Source organism: Pseudomonadota bacterium, assembly GCA_022361155.1.
Lineage (GTDB): Bacteria > Myxococcota_A > Polyangia > Polyangiales > JAKSBK01 > JAKSBK01.
Map to the genome: position 1 here is coordinate 1 of JAKSBK010000303.1, position 21,017 is coordinate 21,017.

At 64.8% G+C, this 21,017-nt stretch carries 17 protein-coding genes; 8 read left to right on the forward strand and 9 right to left on the reverse strand.

All coding sequences use genetic code 11. From position 1 onward, the window contains the following. The 4 genes from smc to rfbD all read left to right on the forward strand — a co-directional run. Window positions 1-3,658: chromosome segregation protein SMC (smc, locus tag MJD61_11800; GenBank protein ID MCG8555952.1), on the forward strand; the 3,658-nt coding region annotated here is incomplete at its 5' end. A 211-nt stretch (window positions 3,659-3,869) separates the two neighbouring features. Next, the gene (gene rfbB / locus MJD61_11805) at window positions 3,870-4,922 is read left to right on the forward strand and encodes a dTDP-glucose 4,6-dehydratase (GenBank protein MCG8555953.1); all 1,053 of its coding nucleotides are present in this window, start codon (window positions 3,870-3,872) and stop codon (window positions 4,920-4,922) included. A 40-nt stretch (window positions 4,923-4,962) separates the two neighbouring features. Further along, the gene (gene rfbC / locus MJD61_11810) at window positions 4,963-5,526 is read left to right on the forward strand and encodes a dTDP-4-dehydrorhamnose 3,5-epimerase (protein ID MCG8555954.1); all 564 of its coding nucleotides are present in this window, start codon (window positions 4,963-4,965) and stop codon (window positions 5,524-5,526) included. Between the two features lie 4 nt (window positions 5,527-5,530). Beyond that, a complete protein-coding gene (rfbD, locus tag MJD61_11815) occupies window positions 5,531-6,376 on the forward strand; it encodes a dTDP-4-dehydrorhamnose reductase (protein ID MCG8555955.1) in 846 nt (281 codons plus the stop codon). Here the strand turns inward: rfbD and MJD61_11820 are convergent. Further along, the gene (locus MJD61_11820; GenBank protein MCG8555956.1) at window positions 6,362-8,257 is read right to left on the reverse strand and encodes a response regulator; all 1,896 of its coding nucleotides are present in this window, start codon (window positions 8,255-8,257) and stop codon (window positions 6,362-6,364) included. The two genes, rfbD and MJD61_11820, sit on opposite strands and share 15 nt — an antisense overlap. Before the next feature lie 347 nt (window positions 8,258-8,604). Here MJD61_11820 and MJD61_11825 point away from each other — a divergent pair, with 347 nt between their 5' ends. Together MJD61_11825 and MJD61_11830 are read left to right on the forward strand one after the other, a co-directional pair. Next, the gene (locus MJD61_11825; protein ID MCG8555957.1) at window positions 8,605-9,714 is read left to right on the forward strand and encodes a dipeptidase; all 1,110 of its coding nucleotides are present in this window, start codon (window positions 8,605-8,607) and stop codon (window positions 9,712-9,714) included. Beyond that, on the forward strand, window positions 9,714-10,640 hold the full coding sequence (locus MJD61_11830; protein ID MCG8555958.1) for an acyltransferase family protein: 927 nt from the start codon (window positions 9,714-9,716) through the stop codon (window positions 10,638-10,640). Before MJD61_11825 ends, MJD61_11830 begins: the two co-directional genes overlap by 1 nt. 208 nt (window positions 10,641-10,848) lie before the next feature. On the opposite strand, the gene cobO is transcribed toward MJD61_11830, so the two are convergent. From cobO to MJD61_11855, 5 genes are all read right to left on the reverse strand, one after another. Next, window positions 10,849-11,430: a cob(I)yrinic acid a,c-diamide adenosyltransferase gene (gene cobO, locus MJD61_11835; protein MCG8555959.1), complete on the reverse strand. Its 582-nt coding sequence runs from the start codon at window positions 11,428-11,430 to the stop codon at window positions 10,849-10,851. A 177-nt stretch (window positions 11,431-11,607) separates the two neighbouring features. Beyond that, the gene (locus tag MJD61_11840; GenBank protein MCG8555960.1) at window positions 11,608-12,570 is read right to left on the reverse strand and encodes an ABC transporter substrate-binding protein; all 963 of its coding nucleotides are present in this window, start codon (window positions 12,568-12,570) and stop codon (window positions 11,608-11,610) included. Beyond that, the gene (locus tag MJD61_11845) at window positions 12,567-12,851 is read right to left on the reverse strand and encodes a hypothetical protein (GenBank protein MCG8555961.1); all 285 of its coding nucleotides are present in this window, start codon (window positions 12,849-12,851) and stop codon (window positions 12,567-12,569) included. Before MJD61_11845 ends, MJD61_11840 begins: the two co-directional genes overlap by 4 nt. 220 nt (window positions 12,852-13,071) lie before the next feature. Beyond that, the gene (locus MJD61_11850) at window positions 13,072-13,908 is read right to left on the reverse strand and encodes an ABC transporter ATP-binding protein (protein MCG8555962.1); all 837 of its coding nucleotides are present in this window, start codon (window positions 13,906-13,908) and stop codon (window positions 13,072-13,074) included. Beyond that, window positions 13,901-14,902, reverse strand: a complete 1,002-nt coding sequence (locus tag MJD61_11855; GenBank protein MCG8555963.1) for an iron ABC transporter permease — start codon at window positions 14,900-14,902, stop codon at window positions 13,901-13,903. Before MJD61_11855 ends, MJD61_11850 begins: the two co-directional genes overlap by 8 nt. Before the next feature lie 286 nt (window positions 14,903-15,188). On the opposite strand from MJD61_11855, the gene MJD61_11860 reads away from it, so the two are divergent. Next, the gene (locus MJD61_11860; protein ID MCG8555964.1) at window positions 15,189-16,703 is read left to right on the forward strand and encodes a TolC family protein; all 1,515 of its coding nucleotides are present in this window, start codon (window positions 15,189-15,191) and stop codon (window positions 16,701-16,703) included. 146 nt (window positions 16,704-16,849) lie between these two features. On the opposite strand, the gene MJD61_11865 is transcribed toward MJD61_11860, so the two are convergent. Then, window positions 16,850-17,905: an NAD(P)-dependent oxidoreductase gene (locus tag MJD61_11865; protein MCG8555965.1), complete on the reverse strand. Its 1,056-nt coding sequence runs from the start codon at window positions 17,903-17,905 to the stop codon at window positions 16,850-16,852. Between the two features lie 108 nt (window positions 17,906-18,013). After that, complete coding sequence (locus MJD61_11870; protein ID MCG8555966.1) at window positions 18,014-18,892, reverse strand: alpha/beta hydrolase; 879 nt, start codon at window positions 18,890-18,892, stop codon at window positions 18,014-18,016. Between the two features lie 298 nt (window positions 18,893-19,190). Here MJD61_11870 and MJD61_11875 point away from each other — a divergent pair, with 298 nt between their 5' ends. Then, window positions 19,191-20,525, forward strand: coding sequence for a protein kinase (locus tag MJD61_11875; GenBank protein ID MCG8555967.1), 1,335 nt, complete (start codon window positions 19,191-19,193; stop codon window positions 20,523-20,525). 268 nt (window positions 20,526-20,793) lie between these two features. On the opposite strand, the gene MJD61_11880 is transcribed toward MJD61_11875, so the two are convergent. Further along, on the reverse strand, window positions 20,794-21,017 hold a 224-nt coding region (locus MJD61_11880), incomplete at its 5' end, for an oligoribonuclease (protein ID MCG8555968.1).

Here is a 21,017-nt window from a genome sequence, read left to right on the forward strand (position 1 = left end):
ACGCATGAAGATCAAGAAACTCGAAGTCAGCGGGTTCAAGTCGTTTGTCGACCGAACAGTACTGGTCTTCGATCACGCGATGACCTGCGTGGTGGGCCCGAACGGCTGCGGCAAATCCAACATCGTGGACGCCATGCGTTGGGTGCTAGGGGAGCAGTCCGCCAAGCAGCTGCGCGGCCGGAACATGGAGGACGTCATCTTCAACGGCTGCGAAACGCGCGGGCCGCACAGCTTCGCCGAGGTAACGCTAACTTTCGACAACAGCGCCGGCTTGGCGCCACCCGACTACGCGGACTACGCGGAGATCGCCGTCACGCGCAGGTTGGACCGCGACGGCAACAGCGACTACTTGATCAACAAGACCCCGGTTAGGTTGCTAGACGTCACCAACCTCTTTCTGGGCACCGGCGTCGGACGAAAGGCCTACTCGACCATTGAACAGGGTAGGATCGGCATGATCGTCTCGGCCCGGCCGGAGGACCGGCGAGCCGTCATCGAGGAAGCCGCGGGGATCACCAAGTTCAAGTTCAAGAAACGAGCGGCGGAACGCAAGATGGAGCAGACGCGGCAGAACCTGCTGCGCGTGAGCGACATCATCGGCGAGATCGAAAACACGCTGGCATCCCTCAAGCGTCAGGCCCAGAAAGCGCGGCGCTATCGGCGCTATCGCGAGGAGATCCGCGACCTGGAGCTATGGGTCGGCTGCGTCCGCTGGCTTGAGCTCACAAGCTCGCACCAGTTCGTGTGCGCCCAACTGGTGCTATTCGAAAAGGAAAGGCAAGGCGCCAAAACCCGCCTCGGAGCCAGCGAGGCAGAGTTCGAGGCCGAGCGCTTGGCGCTACAGGAGCTGGAAGGGCGTGTGGAACGGGCGCAGACCGCAGCCTACGAGTTGGACAACACAGTGCAGCTGCTCCAAACGCGCTGCGACCATGAGCAGCAGCGGCAACAGACCCTTGGTGAACGTGAGGCAGCGGCGATCACCGAACGTGAAGGCGTTTGCAGGCATGGACGGGAACTTGCCGACGAGTGTCGGAGCTTGCGTGACAAGCTGGTGGCGTTGGACAGCACGCAACAGGAGCGCGCGGCCGGCTTGGAGCAGGAGCAGAAACGGCTCGATGAGGCGCGCCAACAGGCCCAGGAAGCCGAGGAGGCGTTGCGCAGTGTCCGCGAGGCGTTGGCGGAAGCGCGCAGCCGCAAGGCTCGAGCCGAGGCCGTGCTCGCGGGCTTCGGTCGTAGGCGCGAGGAGACGAGGCAGCGACTGTCCCGACTCGAGCTCGAGCGCGAACGCCTGAACCTGCGCATCGACGAGCTCCTTGAAAAGGCGAACGAGCACACGGCTCACCTGCATGGGTTGCGCACCGCAAGCCAGCAGATCGGCACGCGCCGGGAGCAGCTCGACAACGAGTTGAGCGCGCTCTTGGAACAGAGCCACCTCAGCGATCAACAGCTCGAGGCCCTGCGCGCCGAACTGGCCGCCAAGCGCTCGCGCCTGCGATCGCTCGAGGAGATCCAGCAGCGCTTCGAAGGCGTCGGAGCGGGTGTACGCGCTGTGATGACACGCTACGGCGCCGACCAAGCAGCGCTGCAGGCCGCCGGTGTGCTGGGCCTGGTAGCCGATCGTATCGAGTGTCCAGCCGAGCTTACCAGTGCCCTGGCAGGAGCACTCGCCGAGAAGCTGCAGTACATCGTCGTTGGCGGGCTCGAGGCAGGCGTTCAGGCAGTACGCTTCTTGTGCGACACCAAGCAGGGCCGGGCAACCTTGATCCCCCAGCACCCGAGTCCCTGGACATTCGGGACCGAGGACCGAGCATCCGAGCCACGCCTGCAAGCGCCGGATCGAGATGGCGTCATCGGCTACCTTGCCGAGCTCGTGGACTGCGCGGCAGAGGATCGCACGCTCGTTCGCCACCTGCTGGGAAGCTATCTGGCAGTCAGGGACATGGCTGTGGCCTTGGAGCTGCATCATGGTGATCGTGCCGGGCCCAACGTGCACGCGCTGGTGACGCTGGATGGGCAGGTGCTGGATCGGGCAGGTGGCATCGTCGGCGGGCAGGGCGACAGCACCGGCGAGCATATGCTCGCGATGAAGCGTGAGGTGCGGGAGCTGCACGACGTGGTGAGCAGGCTCGAAGAGCAGATGAGTGGCTCGGTGGAGCGGCACCGCGAGCTTCGCGTTGGCGTTGTAGAGCGCCAGGCCATGCTCGAGGCGGTTCGCTCCAAGGGACACGAGCTCGAGATCTCGGTGGTCAAGGCAGAGCGTGACCACAAACGCGCCGAGGAGGCAACGGCAGAAGCACGTGCGCGCGCACAGCAGACGGCAACCGAGATCCTCGAGCTGGAGCGGGCGCTCGATCTCGCGCTGGAGGAACAATCCGCCTGCCAGACTGAATGCCAGGGCGCGCAGAGCGCGGAGCATTCGGCGCTGGCCAGCCTGGCGGGCGCCGAGCAAATCCATGCCGAACGGCGCTCCCGCGCTGAGGCGCACGCCGCCGAGGTGACGGAGCTGCGTGTTGGCGTCGCCCAGGCGGGCGAGCAGGTGCAGAGCCAGCGACTGGCGCTCGAGCGGCTCGAGCGCTCGAGCGCCGAGCTCGATCAGCGAGCGACACGGCTCGCCGAGGACGCCGCACAGTTCGAGCGGGAGCAGCAGGAACTGGCTCAGCGCCTCGTCGAAATGCGCGAGACGCTGGGCGCTCGCGTCACCGAGGCAGTCGAGGCCCACGACCGGTTGGCCTCGCTGCGCGACGACTACGAGCAAGCACGTGCGGCCCTGGGAACGGCAGAGCACGCGCTGCGCGAGTTGCGCGGATCCATCGAAGAAGCCAACAAGCGGGGCAGCACCCTGGCCCTCAAGGAACGCGAGATTGCGCTCGAGCTTGGGCACCTGCTCGAGCAGGTCGGGGAGCGACATCGCGTCAACCTGAAGGCCGAGCTGATCGAGCATCACGCCCGCGGGCTGCCCGATGCGGGGGTCAAGCAGCGCATTGATGAGCTGCACGCGGTGGTTCAGCGCATGGGCGAGATCAACCTGACGGCCATCGAGGAGTACGAACAGCGTGCCGAGCGCCACAGCTATCTAACGAGGCAACGCACCGATCTGGAGACGGCGCTGGCCCAACTCGAAAAGGCGATCCGACAGATGAATCGCGAGAGCCGGCGCTTGTTCCAGGAAACCTTCGACGCGGTCAACGCACGCTTCCAGAAGATGTATCCACGAATGTTTGGCGGAGGCAAGGGAGAGCTGCGCCTGACCGACCCTCAAGACCTGCTCGAGTCAGGCATCGATATCGTAGCCATGCCCCCTGGCAAGAAGCTGGGCTCGATGGAGCTCATGAGCGGCGGGGAGAAGGCGCTCACGGCCGTCTCGCTCATCTTCGCCATCTTCCAGTACAAGCCGAGTCCTTTTTGCCTGCTCGACGAGGTAGACGCTCCCTTGGATGAGGCCAACGTGGGCAGGTTCTGCGAAGTCATTCGTGACATGACCCAGCATTCTCAGTTCATTCTAATAACGCACTCCAAGCGGACCATGGAGGCGGCGGATGTGCTCTACGGGGTTACGATGGAAACGGCTGGAATCTCCAAGCTCGTGAGCGTGGAGCTGGCAGACCGCGACGTGGAGCCAGTCGCTGTTCCCGAGGAGGAAGCGGTTGCATTTGCCTAGGAGGCGCGACAGAATACGCGGTCCAGGCCGGACGTGTGGGCGGAGTACGATCGGGAGCGCGCCCGGAGAAAAAGCCGCAGGAATGGCAGCGCCATTTCGAGGATGTTTTCGAGGACGTAAGCCGTGAACGCGCCCGCCCGCGCGCCCGCAGCGGTAGCGTCCATTTTGTCGCGCCTGCTTAGGCGTCGGGCCCCCAAATAGGCGGCGTGTCATGCGGATTCTGGTAACCGGAGGCGCCGGATTCATTGGCGCCAATTTCTTGAACTTGTTGGTACCACGACACCCGGAACACCACTTCGTCAATGCGGATAAGCTGACGTATGCTGCCAACCTCCTAAGCCTTGAGTCCCTAGCGCAGGCGCCTAACTATACCCTGGAGTGCGTGGACATCGCTCAGCGCGAAGCAGTGGACTATCTGTTCGCGACACATCAGCCGGAGCTGGTGATTCATTTCGCCGCCGAGAGTCATGTCGATCGCAGTATTGCCGGCCCGGGAGCCTTCGTGGAAACCAACGTGCGGGGCACGTTTGTTCTGCTGGAGGCATGTCGGCAGCATTGGGAAGATGGCAGCGGCGTGTTTCATCACGTCAGTACCGATGAGGTCTACGGCTCTCTCGGCCAGCGGGGGCGTTTCAGCGAGCAGTCGCGTTACGATCCGTCGAGCCCCTACTCGGCGACGAAAGCCGCGTCCGATCATCTCGTGCGAGCGTACTGCCGCACGTACGGGCTGGCGGTGAAGATCACGAATTGCTCGAACAATTATGGCCCGTTTCAGTTTCCGGAGAAGCTCATCCCCCTGATGATCTTGAATGCTCTGGAGCGCAAGCCGCTGCCGGTTTATGGCAGCGGCGCCAACGTGCGCGACTGGCTGTACGTCGAGGATCACTGCAGGGCGCTGTGGGAGGTCGTCAACCGTGGTCGCGTGGGCGAGACCTACAACATCGGCGGCAGTGAGGAGCGTCGCAATCTGGAGGTGGTTCGCAACGTCTGCCGCGTGGTGGCTGAAGAGACTGGCACACAGGATGACCTGGAGGGCTTGATCGCCTTTGTGGATGATCGTCCAGGTCACGATCTGCGCTACGCAGTGGACGCCTCCAAGCTTGGTCAGGAGCTCGGATGGCGGCCGCGAGAGAGCTTTGAGTCGGGCTTGCGCAAGACGGTCCGCTGGTACTTGAGCAATACTCCCTGGGTTGACTCGGTTCGAACGGGCGAGTACCGCGAATGGATCCGGAGAAACTACGCCGGGCGTTCGGTGCGCGGGTGATCGGACCTCCGGCAAGGGGTACTGGATCGAGGCTGCTATCATGAAAGTGAGGTCGCTCGAGCTACCGGAGGTCCTGTTGATCGAGCCCAAGATCTTCGAGGATAGGCGCGGCTGTTTCCTCGAGACGTGGTCAAAGGAGCGCTACGAAGAAGCGGGCTTGGGCGAGCGCTTCGTTCAAGACAACGCCTCGCTATCCATGCAGGGGACCCTGAGGGGACTGCACCTTCAGCATCCGCACGGACAGGGAAAGCTTGTATTCGTGCTGGAGGGTGAGGTTTTTGATGTCGCCGTAGACGTGCGCCGGGGATCGCCGCGTTTTGGTCGATGGCTTGGGTGGCAACTGTCCTGCACCAATATGCACCAGCTCTATATTCCTCCCGGCTTTGCTCACGGGTTTTGCGTGACGAGCAGCAAGGCCGTCTTTGTCTACAAATGCACCGAGAGCTATCGACCGGAGGCGGAGCTTGGGATCCGCTACGACGACACCGACATCGGTATCTCGTGGCCCGTTGACCAACCTATCGTGTCCGAAAAGGACGCGAAGAATGCTCGACTGGCCGAGTTGGACCCGACGCTGCTACCCCCGTTCGTGCCGGAGCTTTGACTGGGTGGCCGATCGGGATGCCGACGTCGTGTTGCTTGGCGCCGACGGAATGCTCGGCAGGGCGTTTCGAGAGCGGATGGCCGCCGCAGGCCTGCGTGTGCGGGCGCCGGCGCAGAGCGCCCTCGATCTGACCCGTCTCGGTAGCATCGAGCAGGGGCTGGGTGAGCCTCGCGTAGTCGTCAATTGCGCTGCCCACAGCGATGTGGATGCAGCCGAAGAGCACGGTCCGTTGGCGACGGCTGTTAACGGCACCGGTGTAGGTTGGCTGGCGCAGGTCTGCGCGGCGAGAGGGGCGCTGCTCGTGCACTTCAGCACGGACTACGTGTTCGACGGCCTGGCGACTTCCCCTTATACGGTCGACCACCAGGTCATGCCTATCAACGCTTACGGTCGGAGCAAGGCGCGGGGCGAGGAGCTGCTCCGCCAGAGCGGCTGCCGTTACCTGCTGATACGAACCAGCTGGTTGTACGCGCCCTGGGGACGCAATTTCGTCCGCACGATTTCGAGCTTGGCACAGCAGCGCAACGTCTTGCGCGTGGTCGATGATCAGCGCGGCAGGCCGAGCAGCGCCCTGGGACTCACCCGGATCACGCTGGCACTGCTCGACACGGAGGCGCTGGGTGCCTACCACGTCTGCGACGGGGGCATGTGCTCCTGGTACGAATTCGCGAGGGAGATCGTGGCGCAGCGTAAGCTCGCCTGCCGCGTCGAGCCTTGCAGCAGCCCGGAGTTTCCTCGACCCGCGCGGCGGCCAGCCTGGAGCGTCCTTGATCTGAGTCAAACGGAGTCGAGAATCGGCCCCATGACACACTGGAAGAAGGCCCTTGCCGAGGTCCTAGGCCGCCTTTGAGCGCACCAGATCCCGCACTTCGTGAATGTCGAAAGGCTTCTCGAACCACGGATTCGGCACGGTTTCAAGGAAGATGCGTGCTCGATTGGTGAAGGCGCCGCCGGTCATGAAGATCATGCGCCGCTCGAGGCCCGGGCTGCTCTTGCGCGTGTTCTCGTACAGATCCATGCCGGATAGATCAGGCATCATGAGGTCGCAGAACACCAGGTCGTAGGCTGGGCCCTCCCGCAGGCGCCGGATGGCTTCGCGTCCACTCAGCGCGATGGTCACGTGGTGGTCTCTCAGTGCCCGCTGCAGGGCTTTGGCGACGCCAACCTCGTCATCCACGATCAGAATCCGCGCGCCCGCATTGGGCGCGCTTGGAAGAGCCCTCGGCCTGTTCTCCTGCGGCTTCTGCGTTGCGGCCAGGGGTAACGACACCTGGATGGTCGACCCTCGCCCCACGTCGGATTGTATGCTGATGTCGCCTCCCAAGGCGTTGATGATGTTGTGACAGATCGAAAGGCCGAGACCGGTGCCCACGCCCACGGGCTTGGTCGTGAAAAAGGGATCGAAAACACGCTCGATGACTTGAGGAGACATGCCGCAGCCGGTGTCCGTCACCGATACAACGACGCGTTTGTTCACCTGCCTAGCACGCACGCTGATCGTGTTGTGATCCGCGTCGCCGACGGGAAGGGACTGAACCGCATTGATCAACACGTTGAGAAACACCTGTCCCAGCTTGGCTTCGTTTGCCGTGACCGGCGGGACCGAGCCGAAATCCTTCACCAGCCGAGCTCGGTGCCGGATCTCGTTCCAGGCCATGCGGATGGCGACGTTCATGACTCGCCGAATGTCGACGCTGTCGCGCGCCTCGTCATCTCCTCGGGAAAAGGTCTTCAAGTCGCGCACTATGCGGCGGACACGCTCGGCACCGTCCTCGGCCTGAGCCAGCATCTCGGAAGTGTCAGCGAGCCTCCCCTCCGGAAGCTGCTTGCCGAGCTCGTGCAGCGCATCGTGCATGAGCTCGAGATTCGTCATGACATAGGCGAGAGGATTGTTGATCTCATGCGCCATGCCCGCGGCCAACGTGCCCACCGAGGCCATCCGGTCTGCAAGAAAGAGCTGCTTCTCCGTCCGCTCTCGCTCGCTCAGATCACGGCCCACGGTGACCATCGCCGGCTTGCCGGCGAAATCCAGCTGCAGCGAAACCACTTCGACCGACGCACTCTCTCCAGACATGCGCATGAAACGCTGCTTGAGAGGCCGTGTTGGCTCGTCCGTGCGTGCCAGCTCCCGCATTCGGCTCCGATGCACCTCGAGCTCGTCCGGGTGGAGCAGCGTCTCATAGGATCGACCGATGAGCTGTTGCTCCGACGCATAGCCCAGCGACGAAAGCACGGCACGATTCACGTACTCGATGCGACCGGCGCGGTGCACGATGATGACGTCCGGGGACTCCTCGATCAGCTTCCGGAAGCTGATCTCGAGGTTGGCCAGCCGTTGTCCAACCAACTTGCGCTGGGTGCGCTCGATCGCGCTGCGCTCCGCTATCGTCAGGCGGGTGCTGAGGAGCGCACGGTCGACCGGTTTGTTGATGTAGTCATCGGCGCCCGCATCCAGGGCGGAGCGGATGTGCTCTTCCTTGTCGCGACCGGTGAGCACGATGATGACGGGTTCGTCCCCGCCCGCAAGCGTGCGCAACGCGCGCGTCAGCTGCAGGCCGTCCATCTGCGGCAGCACCCAGTCGATCAGCAGCAACTCGAACCGGTTCCTGGCGCACGCGGCCAGTGCTTGCTCGCCGCTGTCAACCTCGGTGACGTCGTGACCACGCTCGCTGAGCACCTGGGTAAAAAGCCTGCGCGCCATGCGGTCGTCGTCGCAGATCAGCGCCTTCATCGGTCTTGAGTCTCAGGAAGCGACATCGTTTGCACACCTGCCCCGTGCGGGCCTCCGGCTGCCACGTGGAGCCAGGGCCTGTGGAGCCGGGCCTGGTTCCCCCCTATTAACGAGCCGCTTGCTCCCCTTTTTTACCAGACGGCGCATCTGAGCGCCCTTTTTCTGCTGCTCCGCGTCGCAAGCATGCCGTGGCGGGTGCCGCACGACAGGTCCGATCCCGTGGCGGCACGCTGCCGCGGCGCTGTCGATCCGGCGCAACGCACGTGGCCTTGCACGCGATACGACCGCGTCCGTGCAGCGCTGGCGCGGCGCCCTCAGGACGGCTACGTAACCGTGTCTCGGGCAGCATGGGCCGCGCCAAGGCAAAGGTAGGGTCAGGGGCGCATTGCGGTACGGCCGAGGCCAGGGCCCTACACGCGCAGTGCCCGGCCATCGACCTGCATGCCGATGCGCTCATGTGGAGTCGCTTCGTGGGTTACCGCCTCACTCGAGCCCACGAGCCGCCACTGCCTCAAGCCTGGTTCGGTGGGCACGTGGACGTGCCGAGGATGCTGCAGGGCGGGATCGGGGCACAGTTCTTCGGTCTGGTGTCCACGCCCCTGATCGACTTGAACCTCAACTCCGCCTGCCATCGGCAGATCGACTGCCTGGAGCAAGCGATCGCGGACAGCAGGGGCCAGCTGCGGCTGGCGCGCAGCGCAGAGGAAATCGAGCAGGCCCACGAGCAGGGCGCGTTGGCCGCGCTCTTAGGCATCGAGGGGGCACACTGCCTGCGCGGGAGCCTGCTTGAGCTGGAGCGCTTCGCGGCTCGAGGCGTACGCTACCTCGGCTTGCTTCACTTCTATCGCAACGCCGCTGGCGCTCCCGCGCGCGGTTTCGGTGCCGCCCGAGGACGGGGGCTGACTGCCTTCGGACGCGAGCTCGTGGAGCGCTGTGAGTCGCTCGGCGTGATCGTGGATCTCGCTCACATCAACGCACGCGGATTCTGGGATGCGTGCGAGCAGGCGAAGAAGCCCCTCATCGTGTCCCACACGGGTCTTGCGGGCGTGCATCCCTTGTGGCGCAACATCGACGACGAGCAGCTGCGCTCGGTGGCGCGCCTGGGTGGCGTGGTCGGAGTCATTTTCGTGCCGCGTTATCTTGGCCGGAACGGCATCGACGCCGTGGTAGACCATCTCTTACACGTGGTACGCGTGGCTGGTGAGGACGTTGCCGCCCTCGGGAGCGACTGGGACGGAATGATCAGGCCCACACGGGGGCTCGAAGATGCCTCCAGGCTTCCCAACCTGACGGACGCGCTTCTAGCACGAAATTTGCCGCAGCGCGTTATCCGCAAGATCCTGCGAGAGAACGTGCTGCGCGTCCTTCGCGACGTTCCGCCGCGGATCGACTTGGAGCAGGGAGGCTGTGCTCGCGGCAACGCGCAGGGCGGGCATGCCGGAAAGGTAGGTCTTTGATGCGTGATCGTCGCGTGCCAACAACTTCCTTCGCTCTCGTACGGGATCATAAGGGTCGTGCCGGCAAGTTCAGGACCGCGCTGGATTCGGTGCTGGACCGGGCGGTCGGCATGAGCAGCCGTGCGCTGGGCGACGACCTGGATCGACGTCTGGCGGCGCTCTCGCTGCAGGCAAACGAAGCGGGCTTCGACGCGTTCGGGGCAGACTCCTTCACCATGCGCTGCACGCTGCCATGGGTGGCGTACATGTACCGTTGGTACTTCCGGGCCGAGACCACGGGCATCGAGCGCATTCCCAAGGGTCGAGTGCTGTTGGTCGCCAACCACAGCGGGCAGATCCCGATAGACGGCGTCATGATCGTGGCCTCCTTGGTGTTGGACGGGGATCCACCCCGCCTGGCGCGCGGAATGATCGACAAGTGGATCGCGACGCTGCCCTTCTTCTCGATCTGGTTTCCACGGGTGGGTCAAGCGATCGGCTCACCGGAGAACGCTCGGCGGTTGGTAGAGCGCGAGGAAGCACTCGTGGTTTTCCCAGAGGGCATTCGAGGCATCAGCAAGACGTTTGACAAGCGCTATCAGCTGACAGACTTTGGTCTTGGCTTCATGAGGCTGGCGCTCGAAACCAAGACCCCGATCGTTCCAATCGCGGTGATCGGCGGGGAGGAACAGTACGTGTCGGTAGCGAACTGGAAGTCGTTCGGGCAGTTTCTTGGCATACCTTCCTTTCCGGTGGTGCCGCAGCTGCTGCTCTACCCGTTCCCGTTTCCCACCAAGTACCGCATGGTGTTCGGAGAGCCGCTGCATTTCCAAGGTGATCCGGACGACGAAGACGCGGCCATCGAGGAAAAGGTGTGGGTCGTCAGGACCACCATCGAGGGCATGCTGCGACGGGGTCTCAAGGAACGACGAGCCGTATTCTGGTGACGGACGTCGCACTGCGTCAGAGCGTCGATCGCCGGTTGATCGCGCACGATTCGCCGCGCGGCGCCCCTGCCGGCGACCGCCGGACAGCTTACAACGAAGCCGTAGCGGCGAGGACTCGAGGGGCCTACGGGCCAATACCGTGCAGCGCGTCCAGCGCTCCGGGATCCTGAGTGAGCCACCAGAATGCGCCTAGAAATCAACAATGCACCTAGAAATCAACGCCCGCGCGGGCGCGTATCCCCGAGTCAAAGGCGTGCTTGATGCAGCGCATTTCGGTGACGGTGTCGGCGATTTCGACAAGCTCCGGCTTGGCGCCACGGCCGGTCACGATGATGCTTAGCTGCTCGGGCTTGCCGGAAAGCACGTCAACGACCTCTCGCAGCGGAAGGTAATCGAAGCCCAGGGCAATGTTGAGCTCGTCCAGCACGATCAAGCTGTAGCGGGGGGGATCGCTGCGCGATGCCTCGATCATCGCTTTCGCCGCCTGCCAGCCGCGTTCGGCCGCTTCGATATCACGCTTGCGATCTTGCGTGTTCCAGGTGAAGCCTTCGCCTGCGATGACATGGTCGACCTCGTCCAGACGCTTGAACAGCTGCTGCTCGCCGGTCTTCCAGTTGCCCTTGATGAACTGGACGATCCCGACACGTTGCCCGTGCCCCACGGCACGCAGCGCCGTACCAAACGCCGCGGTGGATTTGCCCTTTCCGTCGCCTTCGTGGACGATCAGGACACCTCGCTTCATCTTTCGCTCGCGAACCTTGGCTTCCTGTTGCCGCTTCACTTCGACCATGCGCTCGCGGTGCGCTTCCTGTTGTTCATCGGTTGGGCTCACGTTGTTTCCTCTGGTGGCGATCGCTTTCCTTGGCTCGACCCGGCGCCCGTGTCAACGCTTGCTTCAAGGATCCCACCTGCGGCATCGGGTCAAACTGATGCTCGAGACGACCTGTTGTGACGCGACGCCTACGAATCACGGCTCGGGATACAGCGCTTCGTGTAGCGCCTCGGCTGCTTCGAGCATGTCCAGACCCGGGTCGCTCAGCAGGGATGGGTCGATCTCGATGACACGGCCGTGCTCGCTGCATGCCAACAAGCTCTCGAGTCCCGGGTAGCCGCAGAGCATGCGTGTGCCGCCCGTGCGTGTCACCACGACTTCGGGCTGCAGTTGAAGAAGCTGCTCGGCGCTGTAGCTCGGCCAGCCGCGAAAGCGCTTGGCTGCCACGTCGATCAAGCCCGCGGCGCTCAGCACGTCGTGGTAGCTGGTGCCGCGCGTGCCCCCCAAGAGCTTGTCGCCGTACATGCCGACGTAGAGCCCGCCTTTTCGCTCGTGCACGGGTATGCGCCAGGCCAGCGCCTGCATGCGGGCAACAAGACGGCGCGCGATCTCGGCTCCACGTTCGGAGCGTCCCAACAGGACTGCCACGCTACGCAAGTTCGGGATCAGGGTCCGAAGCCCGCGCATCGAACCTAGGTCGAACACCACGATGCCGACCTCGCGCAGGCGCTCGAGGCTGTCTGCGCGATTGATGCTATTGAGCAGCACCAGATCCGGCGCCAGGGACAGCACCGCCTCGATGTCGAAGAAGTCGGGGGCAACGGGTTTGCCGGAAAACCGGTACGCGAACGCCGGTGGCGCGCTGCCTGCTCCCTTGTAGGCCACTATGCGGTCGGGCTCGCACAGTGCATGCAGCAGGCTGCTTGCGACCAGGCTTGCAGGCATGATGCGCTTGTAGTGCCGCAGCGGCACGAAGCGACCGCTGGCGTCCACGAGGCCCCGCTTGCCCTGGCGCACCACGATCTCGCTGCTCGCCCGAGCTCCGGGCCGCGTCGGGTCGACGAGCGAACCCTGGGCCCCGTAGACGGCAGCCGCCATGCTAGCCGCGAGCGCGAATGCCAGTGCCGTACCGTTGCACCAATTTGTCGCCGCCTTCATGGCTTGTCGGCACGTTGTGTGCACGGCAGCTGTCGATCCCGGATGATTGATCCTGGGGCTTCGCCACGCTCATAGTGGGGAATGGTTCGGCCGGAAACACTCCATGCTGCGCACGCCAGCGACCACATCTGACGCAAGCACTCGTCCACACTCGAGCGGTCGAGCGGGTCCCGGATCGGTTGCTCGCCGAGGCGGTACACGCGAATCGGCCACGTGGCGCGTTTCTGTGCTCGCGCGCGCCGCTGCGCTTCCTCATCCAGCCGCTGCGCTTCCTCATCCATGGGCCAAGGCTAGCACTCCGTAGGCAGTTGGTTTAGACCAGATGCGTGCCATTTGAATGCCCTTTGGTCACGGAGATAGCGCGAGAGGTTCGGAGTCGGTGGCGCGGCTCCTACGCAAACTACACTGCACAGTGTAGTTCAGGCCGACCGCACGTCAAATGGAGTGCCTGGTTCGTTCCCGGTAAGACCCGTGGCCTGTTGCTTCGGTTCGTTGCCGCCTTCATGGCTTATCCACGAGCCGGTAGCCGAGACCCGCGCCGGCCAATAGCTCGACTCCGTAGACTTGGCGCACGGCTGCGCCGGATAGCACCTGCTCGGAGGCTCCGATTGCTACCGGGCGGCCGTAATGAAGCAACAGCGCTCGCTGGCTGTAGCGCAGCACCTCCGAGAGCTGATGCAGGACCACCAGCACGCAGCGGCCCTCGGAGGCCAGCTGTCCCAGCAACTCGTAGAAGCGCAGCGCGTGAGCAACGTCGAGTGATGCCGTTGGCTCGTCGAAACACAGGATGCGAGCGCCGGTGGCGAGCACGCGTGCGAGCATGACCCGCCGCTGCTCGCCAAAAGACAAGCGCGTAAAGGGGCGGGACGCGAAACGGGCCACGTCCACCCGCTTCATCGCCTCCTCGCTGCGCTGGTAGTCTTGCGCTCTCCAGCGGGCCAGCCCCCCGCGATGCGCGTAGCGCCCCTGCAGCACCACGCTCCTTACCGGCAGGGCCGAGCGCAGCGAGGTGTGTTGCGGCACGAGCGCCAGCCGGCGTGCTCGCTCGGGCAGGCTCAGGCCGTCGAGGCGAGTTCCCGAGATGCTGACGCTTCCGGAATAGGGCAGCAGGCCGCATACAGCCCGCAGCAGCGTGCTCTTGCCGGCGCCGTTCGGGCCGACGACAGCGAACACCTCGCCGTACCTGATGCTCAGATCGATCCCATGCACGATGCGCCGGCTGCCGCGGCTCACGCTCAGGCCGGTGACACACAGCGCTTCTTTCGTCTGCGCCATCCCAGCTGCCCGCACTGCCGCGCCCGGCGGCGTACCGTCGCCGGCTTGCGACACCTCAGCCATACAGGACCTCTCTGCGCGAGCGTACGAGCAGCATCAGGAACACAGGCCCTCCGATCAGGCCGGTCACGACGCCCAAGGGAAGCTCGCTTTGGGTGGGCAGCAAGCGGGTCAAGGCATCGCAGCCGACCACGAAGCCACCGCCTGCCAGGACGCACGCTGGCAGCAGCGCTCCGTGCTCCACCCCTACGAAGGGACGCAGCGCGTGCGGGACGATCAACCCCACGAACCCCACGTTGCCGCCGAGGGAAACCGCCGCGGCCGTTAGCACCGCCGTCCAGGCCACGCACCAGAAACGCAGCTGCCGCACGTCTACACCGAGCGACCGAGCCTCGTCCTCGCCCGATAGCATGAGATCGAGCGGTCGCGACCACAGCCAGGCCGCCGCGATGCCAGCAAAAGCCAGGGGGCTGGCCAGCAGCAGGCGCTGCAAGCCCACACCGCTCACGTCCCCGAGCGAAAACGAAATCATGGCTCGGGCAAGCTCCCAGCGCTCCTGGGCAAGGCTCGTGACGAAACCGCCCATGGCAATGAACAAGGCAGACAGCAGAAAACCCGTAAGCAACAACACCACCAGGTCATCGCCTTGACGATGCACCGCAACAAGCACCGCCAGCGCGAGCAAGGACCCGGCAACGCATCCCAGGGGCAGGAGCATCTCCGGAGCGACCTGTCGAGCTACGCCCCTCGCGATGAAGGCCTCCAGCACGAGCAGTGCGGCCTTGCCACCCAGCGCGGCTCCGGCCGTGGTCCCCAGGACCGACGGGCTGGCGAGCGGGTTACGAAACAGCCCCTGCACAACCACTCCACCCGCCGCCAGCGTCGCACCCGCCACAAAGGCCGCGCCCGTGCGCAGCGCCCGCAGGCGTAGCAAGGGCTGCCTCAGCGCTTCATCGGTCAGGTCACCGCTGCCCGCGATCAGCGAGAGCGCGACCGCGACCAGCACGATGGCGGCCAGGAACAGGTAGCTGAAACCGAGCCGGCGGGGCACCGTCACGGCTGACATGTAGCTTTGGTCGTGGAATCAGGCCAGCGTCCTGGAACCCGGGTGCGTGCGTGGGTCAAACGACACCAGCTAGCCAAACACGCGGGCGTGGCCGTGGACGTCACCGGCCATGTTGTCGTCGCCGGGGACTTTGCCGGCGTCCGCCAACCCCGGGAGGTTTCCCGTACCCGGGCTTGACCGAGGGACGTGGCTGCACGAAGCTTCTGCGGCTGAGCCATCCTTGAGCAACGAAGTGACACACCTGCCTGGCCACGTTTGCGGCTCAGTGCCCGCTACGGTGCGGCAGCCTCTCCCGGAGCGCCCGCTCGCGATCGGCATGCTGCTCGCTGCGTTGGGATGCTGCTCGACCGCTGCCCAGGCCACCAATGGCGAGCCCCAGCCTCTCGGGTTGCAGCGCGCGATCCAGTACGCGCTTGCGGGCAATGTTCAGCTCAAGCGGGAGCGCGTTCGCTTCGTCGTGGCGCAGGCCAACACCTACGCGGCACGGGGCTTGTTCGACTTCGTGCTTAGCGTGAACGCCGATTATGCACAGCGGCGCACGCCTCCTGCAGTTAGGGGCGGCCTGAACGCCGGCCTTCGCACGAGCCAGGATCTGAGCCTGAGCCTCACGCGTCCCCTCGAAACGGGGGGCAGTGTTGCGTTGACGCTCGAGGGAGGCCGCGTCGGCAGCGACGTCGCGTTCGATTGCGGGCGAGCCGACCAGACGAAGTGCGCGTTCTACGACAGCCGCTGGAGGCTGAGCTTCAACCATCCGTTGTTGCGAGGACTCGGAGTCGAAGTGGCCATGGCGGAGGTCCGGCGCAGCAAGTTGCAGGAGGATCTCAGTCTGCTGAACCGGCACGCGCGTGCTGTCGTCATCGTGCGGGACGTCGTGCACCATTACTGGGAGATGGCCTACGCGACCCGAGACCTGTCGATCCGCCGCGACGCCTTGATGCTGGCACGGCAGCAGCTGCAGCGGACACGCGCGTTGATCCGCGCAGGTCGCACCGCCCCTTCCGAGGTGGCAGCCGTAGAGCTCGCGATCGCCAACCGCAAGCGCGACGTGGCCCTGGCCGAGCAGACGCTCACGTTACGCGGTTTGGCGTTGCGGCGAGATTTCGGCCTGCAGGCCAAACCGGGTATCTCGTACGTCGTGAGTGAGTCGGCAACGGTGCAGCCCTACCCGCCTGCAGTCCAAGAGCTGATCCAGCTGGCGCTGGCCTTCAGCCCGCAGCTGCAAAGTCTCCGCAAGGGCATCGAGCTCAACGACGTCGACATCCGAACAGCGCTCGCGACGACACGACCCAGGCTCGATTTCGTGGCGTCCCTGGGATCCACCGGGCGTAAGCCGGACATGGCCGACAGCATTGGACAGATGGCCTCGCTCCAGCAATCCACCTGGTCCATGGGTCTCCGGTTCGAGCTGCCGCTGGAAAACCGGCGCGCAAGCGGAGCGCACTGGGCAGCGCTCTGGAATCGCGAGGGCTCGCAGTGGGAGGCAGAGGCATTCGAGCTGGAGCTGCGCGAGTCCGTTGTTCGGACGGCGCTGGAGCTCGAGACTGCCGCGCGCCGCATCGAGCTGGCCGAGGCCGCGGTCAGAGCCGCCCAGCAGAATCTCGCAGCCGAGCAAGCCCGCTTCGGTGCAGGACAGTCCACCAACAACGACGTGCTGCAACGGCAACAAGAGCTCAAGGAGGCGGAGCTAGGGGTGTTGCGGGCAAGCATCGACTGGCTGATCAGCGAGGCGTCGCTCGACGCGCTGAGCGGTCGTCTGCTCGAACGCCTGGGGTTGCGTCTAGAGGGCCTGTAGCTAACTATGGGCAGGTTGTTGTGTGGCGGGTTCTAAGGGCCCGCGGAAGAATAACTCGTCTGTATCGCCGAGGACTGGGCACCGCCGGCGAGGCGCGACGACGAGGAGTATTGGGGATACTGAGCGCTGCCCAAGGACCCCCCAGCTTATGCGTACCTTGGCACCCAGCGTTCGGCCTGATACCAACGCAGGACTTCACGCCAGCCTTCCGAAAACGGGTAGCGGGGTGACCAGCCGAGCTGCCTCAGCTCCGATGCGTCCACGATCAGGTCGTCGTGCAGCAGCGTAAGACCTTCGGGATCCAGGCGCGGCCGGAGCGCAGGCTTTAGGCCATGCTTCCAGACCACCAAGCGCCACGCAGCAAGCGCGAAGGTGTCGGCAGCCTGAGAAGCCACCGGCCGGCTGAACAGGGCCGCCACGCGCCGCAGCATGGACTCTGGCACGCTTCCAACAGGCATCGTTGCAAGCCCGTAGGCACGGAAAGTATGCGTGAGTCGGTCGGCCATGCCCATGGGGTCGCCATCCGACACGTTGTAGATTCGGTTGCGCGTCGCTTCCGTGCGTAGACAGAAGACCGACGCGCTAGCGACGTCTTCGGCATGCACGAACGTGGCGACAGGGCCTCCGGTTGCCCGTGGCAGCAGCAGCGTAGCCAGTCGCAGGATGGGGCCTACCACCAGCAGGCTGGCGGCGAAGTAGCGTCCCCTGCGCCCGTACAGCGGTGCTGGCCTCAGAATCGTCCAATGCGGCCCGTTGTTCTGTCTGGTAAGGAACACGTCAGCTCCGTGCTTGGACATCCCGTAGGGGCCGCGCGCTGCGAGCCGGGCTTGCTCGGTCAACGGACCCGATTGGTGGGGCGCGTACAGCATCGCCGTGGACAGATGAATCAACCGCTGCACGCCAGCGGCTGATGCCGCTTCGTACAGCCGCGCCAGTGCTTCGGTGTTGGTGCGAGCCAGCGAGGCGGCGGAAGCGGCAACGTCGAGCTGCGCTGCTGTATGGACGATGTGATCGCAGCCCTGGACCACGCTGGCGACGAAATCGGGATCGTTGAGGTCGCCCAAACGCAGCTCCCCGCTTACGGGAGTGCGGATCGGGGGCACCAGATCGGACGCGACCACGCGATAGCCGGCCGCTTCCGCTAGCGGAACTACGTAGTGACCCACTGTGCCCGCGGCACCTGTCACCAACACGGTTTCCACGTCACCTCACGATCTGTGCTTGTGGGGTCACGGCGCTCGGAGTAGCTCCTGCGCTGCTTGCCGCATGAGTGCACTGAACCAAGTTCTGCCCCTGGGTGCAAGGGCGATTCATCGTGGCGTCGAGCCGTAGCCCCACTCGCGGAAGAACTTCTCGACGCGCAAATTCACGTGTTCTGCACACTCCAAGGTCACGCAGTGCGCTGCGCCAGGCAGCGTCAAGAGCTCGAGGCCACCGATCCGATTCGCGATCTCTTCGACCATCGCCCCCGGTGTGAAAGGGTCGTGTTCACCCACGATCATGAGGGTCGGTACGTCCAGCGTCTGCAGGACGTCGGTGGCGTCGTGTGCGGCCCAGGTCGTCAATGTGCGCAGATAGGTTGCGGGCGCGACGGTTGCGAGCTCCGCGCCGAGCTCTGCCAGCGCAGTCTCGTCCAGCGGTCGCCTCACCAGACCCAGCCTGCGCGCCCAGCGATGCCGGTCAGGCGCAGCAAGGAAGCGACGCAACAGCGCTTCGGCAACGGTGGGAGTCCTCTCAGCCGCCACAACCACATGCCGCAGCAAGCGCGTGCCGATGCGTCCCCCGGCACCCCTCCAAGGCGCGCGGGCTGTGCCATTGACCATCACCAGCGCCGCGAACGCCTCGGGAGCAGCGCGGAACATCTCAAGCGCGACACCTACCCCCATGGACCAGCCAGCCACGGCAACCCGAGTGATGCCCTCGGCACGGACCACAGCGAGGCCGTCGAGCGCATGCTCGCTCATGGCCTGGGCGGCGGGTGCCGAGACCGACTCACAAAAACCCCTGTAGTCCCAGATCAGGAAGCGGTAGCTATGGCTGAAATACTCGAGCTGCGGTGCCCACGCTCGCCAACCCGCGGCCAGCCCGTTCGCGCAGAGCACGGGACGACCCTTACCGATCACACGGTAGGCGATCTGCGCGCCGTCAAAGGAGCGCGCGTGACGCACATCGACCGCCAAGACCTGCATCGGGGCCGGGACTGTAGGCGACGCGGTAATTTTCAGCAATCATGCCGCACGATGACCCACCAGTACCCGTTGCTCGAGAGCGGTACGGGTCTGTGGGACAATACCCGCCAGACTCCGAGCTGCATTGGCTTTTGTGGCGTGAAGTGTCGCTGTCTTGGCGTGCAGAGTAATGAGGCGACTCCGCAGTTGTGGCACTGTCGATCCGCGTCAACCCTAGCGCTATCAGGCCGAACAGGCCACGGCCTCGGTGGCAGGAGTATTTCGTCGTCCTCGCCCCGAATCGGTAGGGAGGAAACACGTGCCCGCGTCGTTCTCACTTCGATCCGAATGGTGGGAGGGTAACGAAGACTCGGCAGTCAGGCTTCGCCAGACGCTACTGCACACCGGGAGCGTGATCGCCGGCAAGTACCGGATCGACGGCCTCCTGGGCTCCGGCGGAATGGGGGTGGTCTTGGCGGCGACCCATTTGTTAACCGGCAGGTCAGTTGCACTCAAGTGGATGTCGCACTCGACCCAGGACAGCCGTGCCGGTCGCAGGTTTCTGCGAGAAGCACGAGCAGCGGCCTGCATCGAGCACCCCAACGTGGTGAACGTCTTCGATGTCGGGCGACACGAGGATTCGTTGTATATCGTGATGGAGCGGCTTCGGGGCGAAACGTTGCACCGGCGCCTCAAGCGCGAGCCGCTGTCGCCCCAAGAGCTGGTGCAGGTGATGCTGCCGGTAATCCATGCCGTAGCCGCCGCCCACCGGGCAGGGATCATCCATCGCGATCTGAAGCCCGAGAACATCTTTCTGTGTAGATCGCACGACGAACAGATTCCCCGGCCCAAGGTTCTCGACTTCGGACTTGCCAAGATGGGGGATTCCGGCTGGATGGACCTCACGCACAGCAGCCTGACGCTGGGAACGCCCTCCTATATGGCGCCGGAGCAAGCTCAAGGGTCGAAGAACGTGACGGCGCTGGTGGATGTATACGCGCTCGGCGTCACCATGTACGAGGCCCTGTGCGGGGCGGTTCCGTTCAAGGGAGACAACTACAACGCATTGATCTTCGAGATCTCGAACGCCGCGCCGAAGCCGCTCTCGCGAGTCGCACGCAACGTACCCAAGAGGGTCGAGGAGGTAGTCATGCGGGCAATGGCACGCGATCCTCGACGACGTTTTCAGAGCGTACGGGCGCTCGAGACAGCGCTCGCGGCCTGCGAGCGTTGCTGGCAGAGCCGTCTTGCGGACGGTTCGGGGCCCGACAGGCGGCCGGACTCGGGCCGTGCCGCAGCCGCGGGCCCGAAGTCCGGGCTGCGCCGCGCCACAGGGCTGCTCGCGGCGACCGCGCTAGGTGCCAGCACGGGGTTTTGGGCGATGCAGTCCTGGGCTGAAGTCCACACGGTCCCCGCTATCGTGGCGGCTCCCGGCCTGAGCGAAGGCTCAGCCACCTCGAGCCCCGTGCCTCTGCCCCCGGCGCGTTCGGTCGACATGAGCTCTGCGGCGCCGCCGAGCATACCGCAGCCAGCGGCCGGCAGCGCTGGTTCGAAGGCTTCTTCGAGGCCGAAGACCACGAGCGCGGCGTCCTCCACAACCACAGCCGATCGAGCCATTCTGGGACGGTCCCTTCCGCAGCCAAACCGGCGTTGACGCGCGTGGCCATAGGCGGCGCCGTACGCGGACAGGCGCAGGCGGAGGGACCCCATCCTAGCTGCCAGGAGGACCAGACCAGGACTAGCTAGTACCGCTTGCCAGGGATTGTGATCGATTGGCGTCGAGGGCTGGCGGTCTGTGGCAAGGCGCACCGACGATGACTGCGGTTCATCTCGATGCCGTGCAGCGCATATTCGAGGAGGTGCAACACCGCCAGCGGCCGTCGGAGCCGGCGGGAATCCAGCATGATCCCTGGCAAGCGGTACTAGGGGGTCTGCGCTAGTTGCCTGAATAGGGTAGCGCGGTAGTGCGCGAGCTCGGCGATCGAGTTGCGGATATCGACACGCGCATCATGGGCCCCGGCCGCTTTCTTGTTGAACACGGCGTCGTCGCCGTACCAGAGCTGGGCGACGAGCTTGACGGCCGTCACGTCCAGCACGCGATAGCTCAGGTAGCCGTCGAGTCCAGGCATCCAGCGCTCCAGGAAGC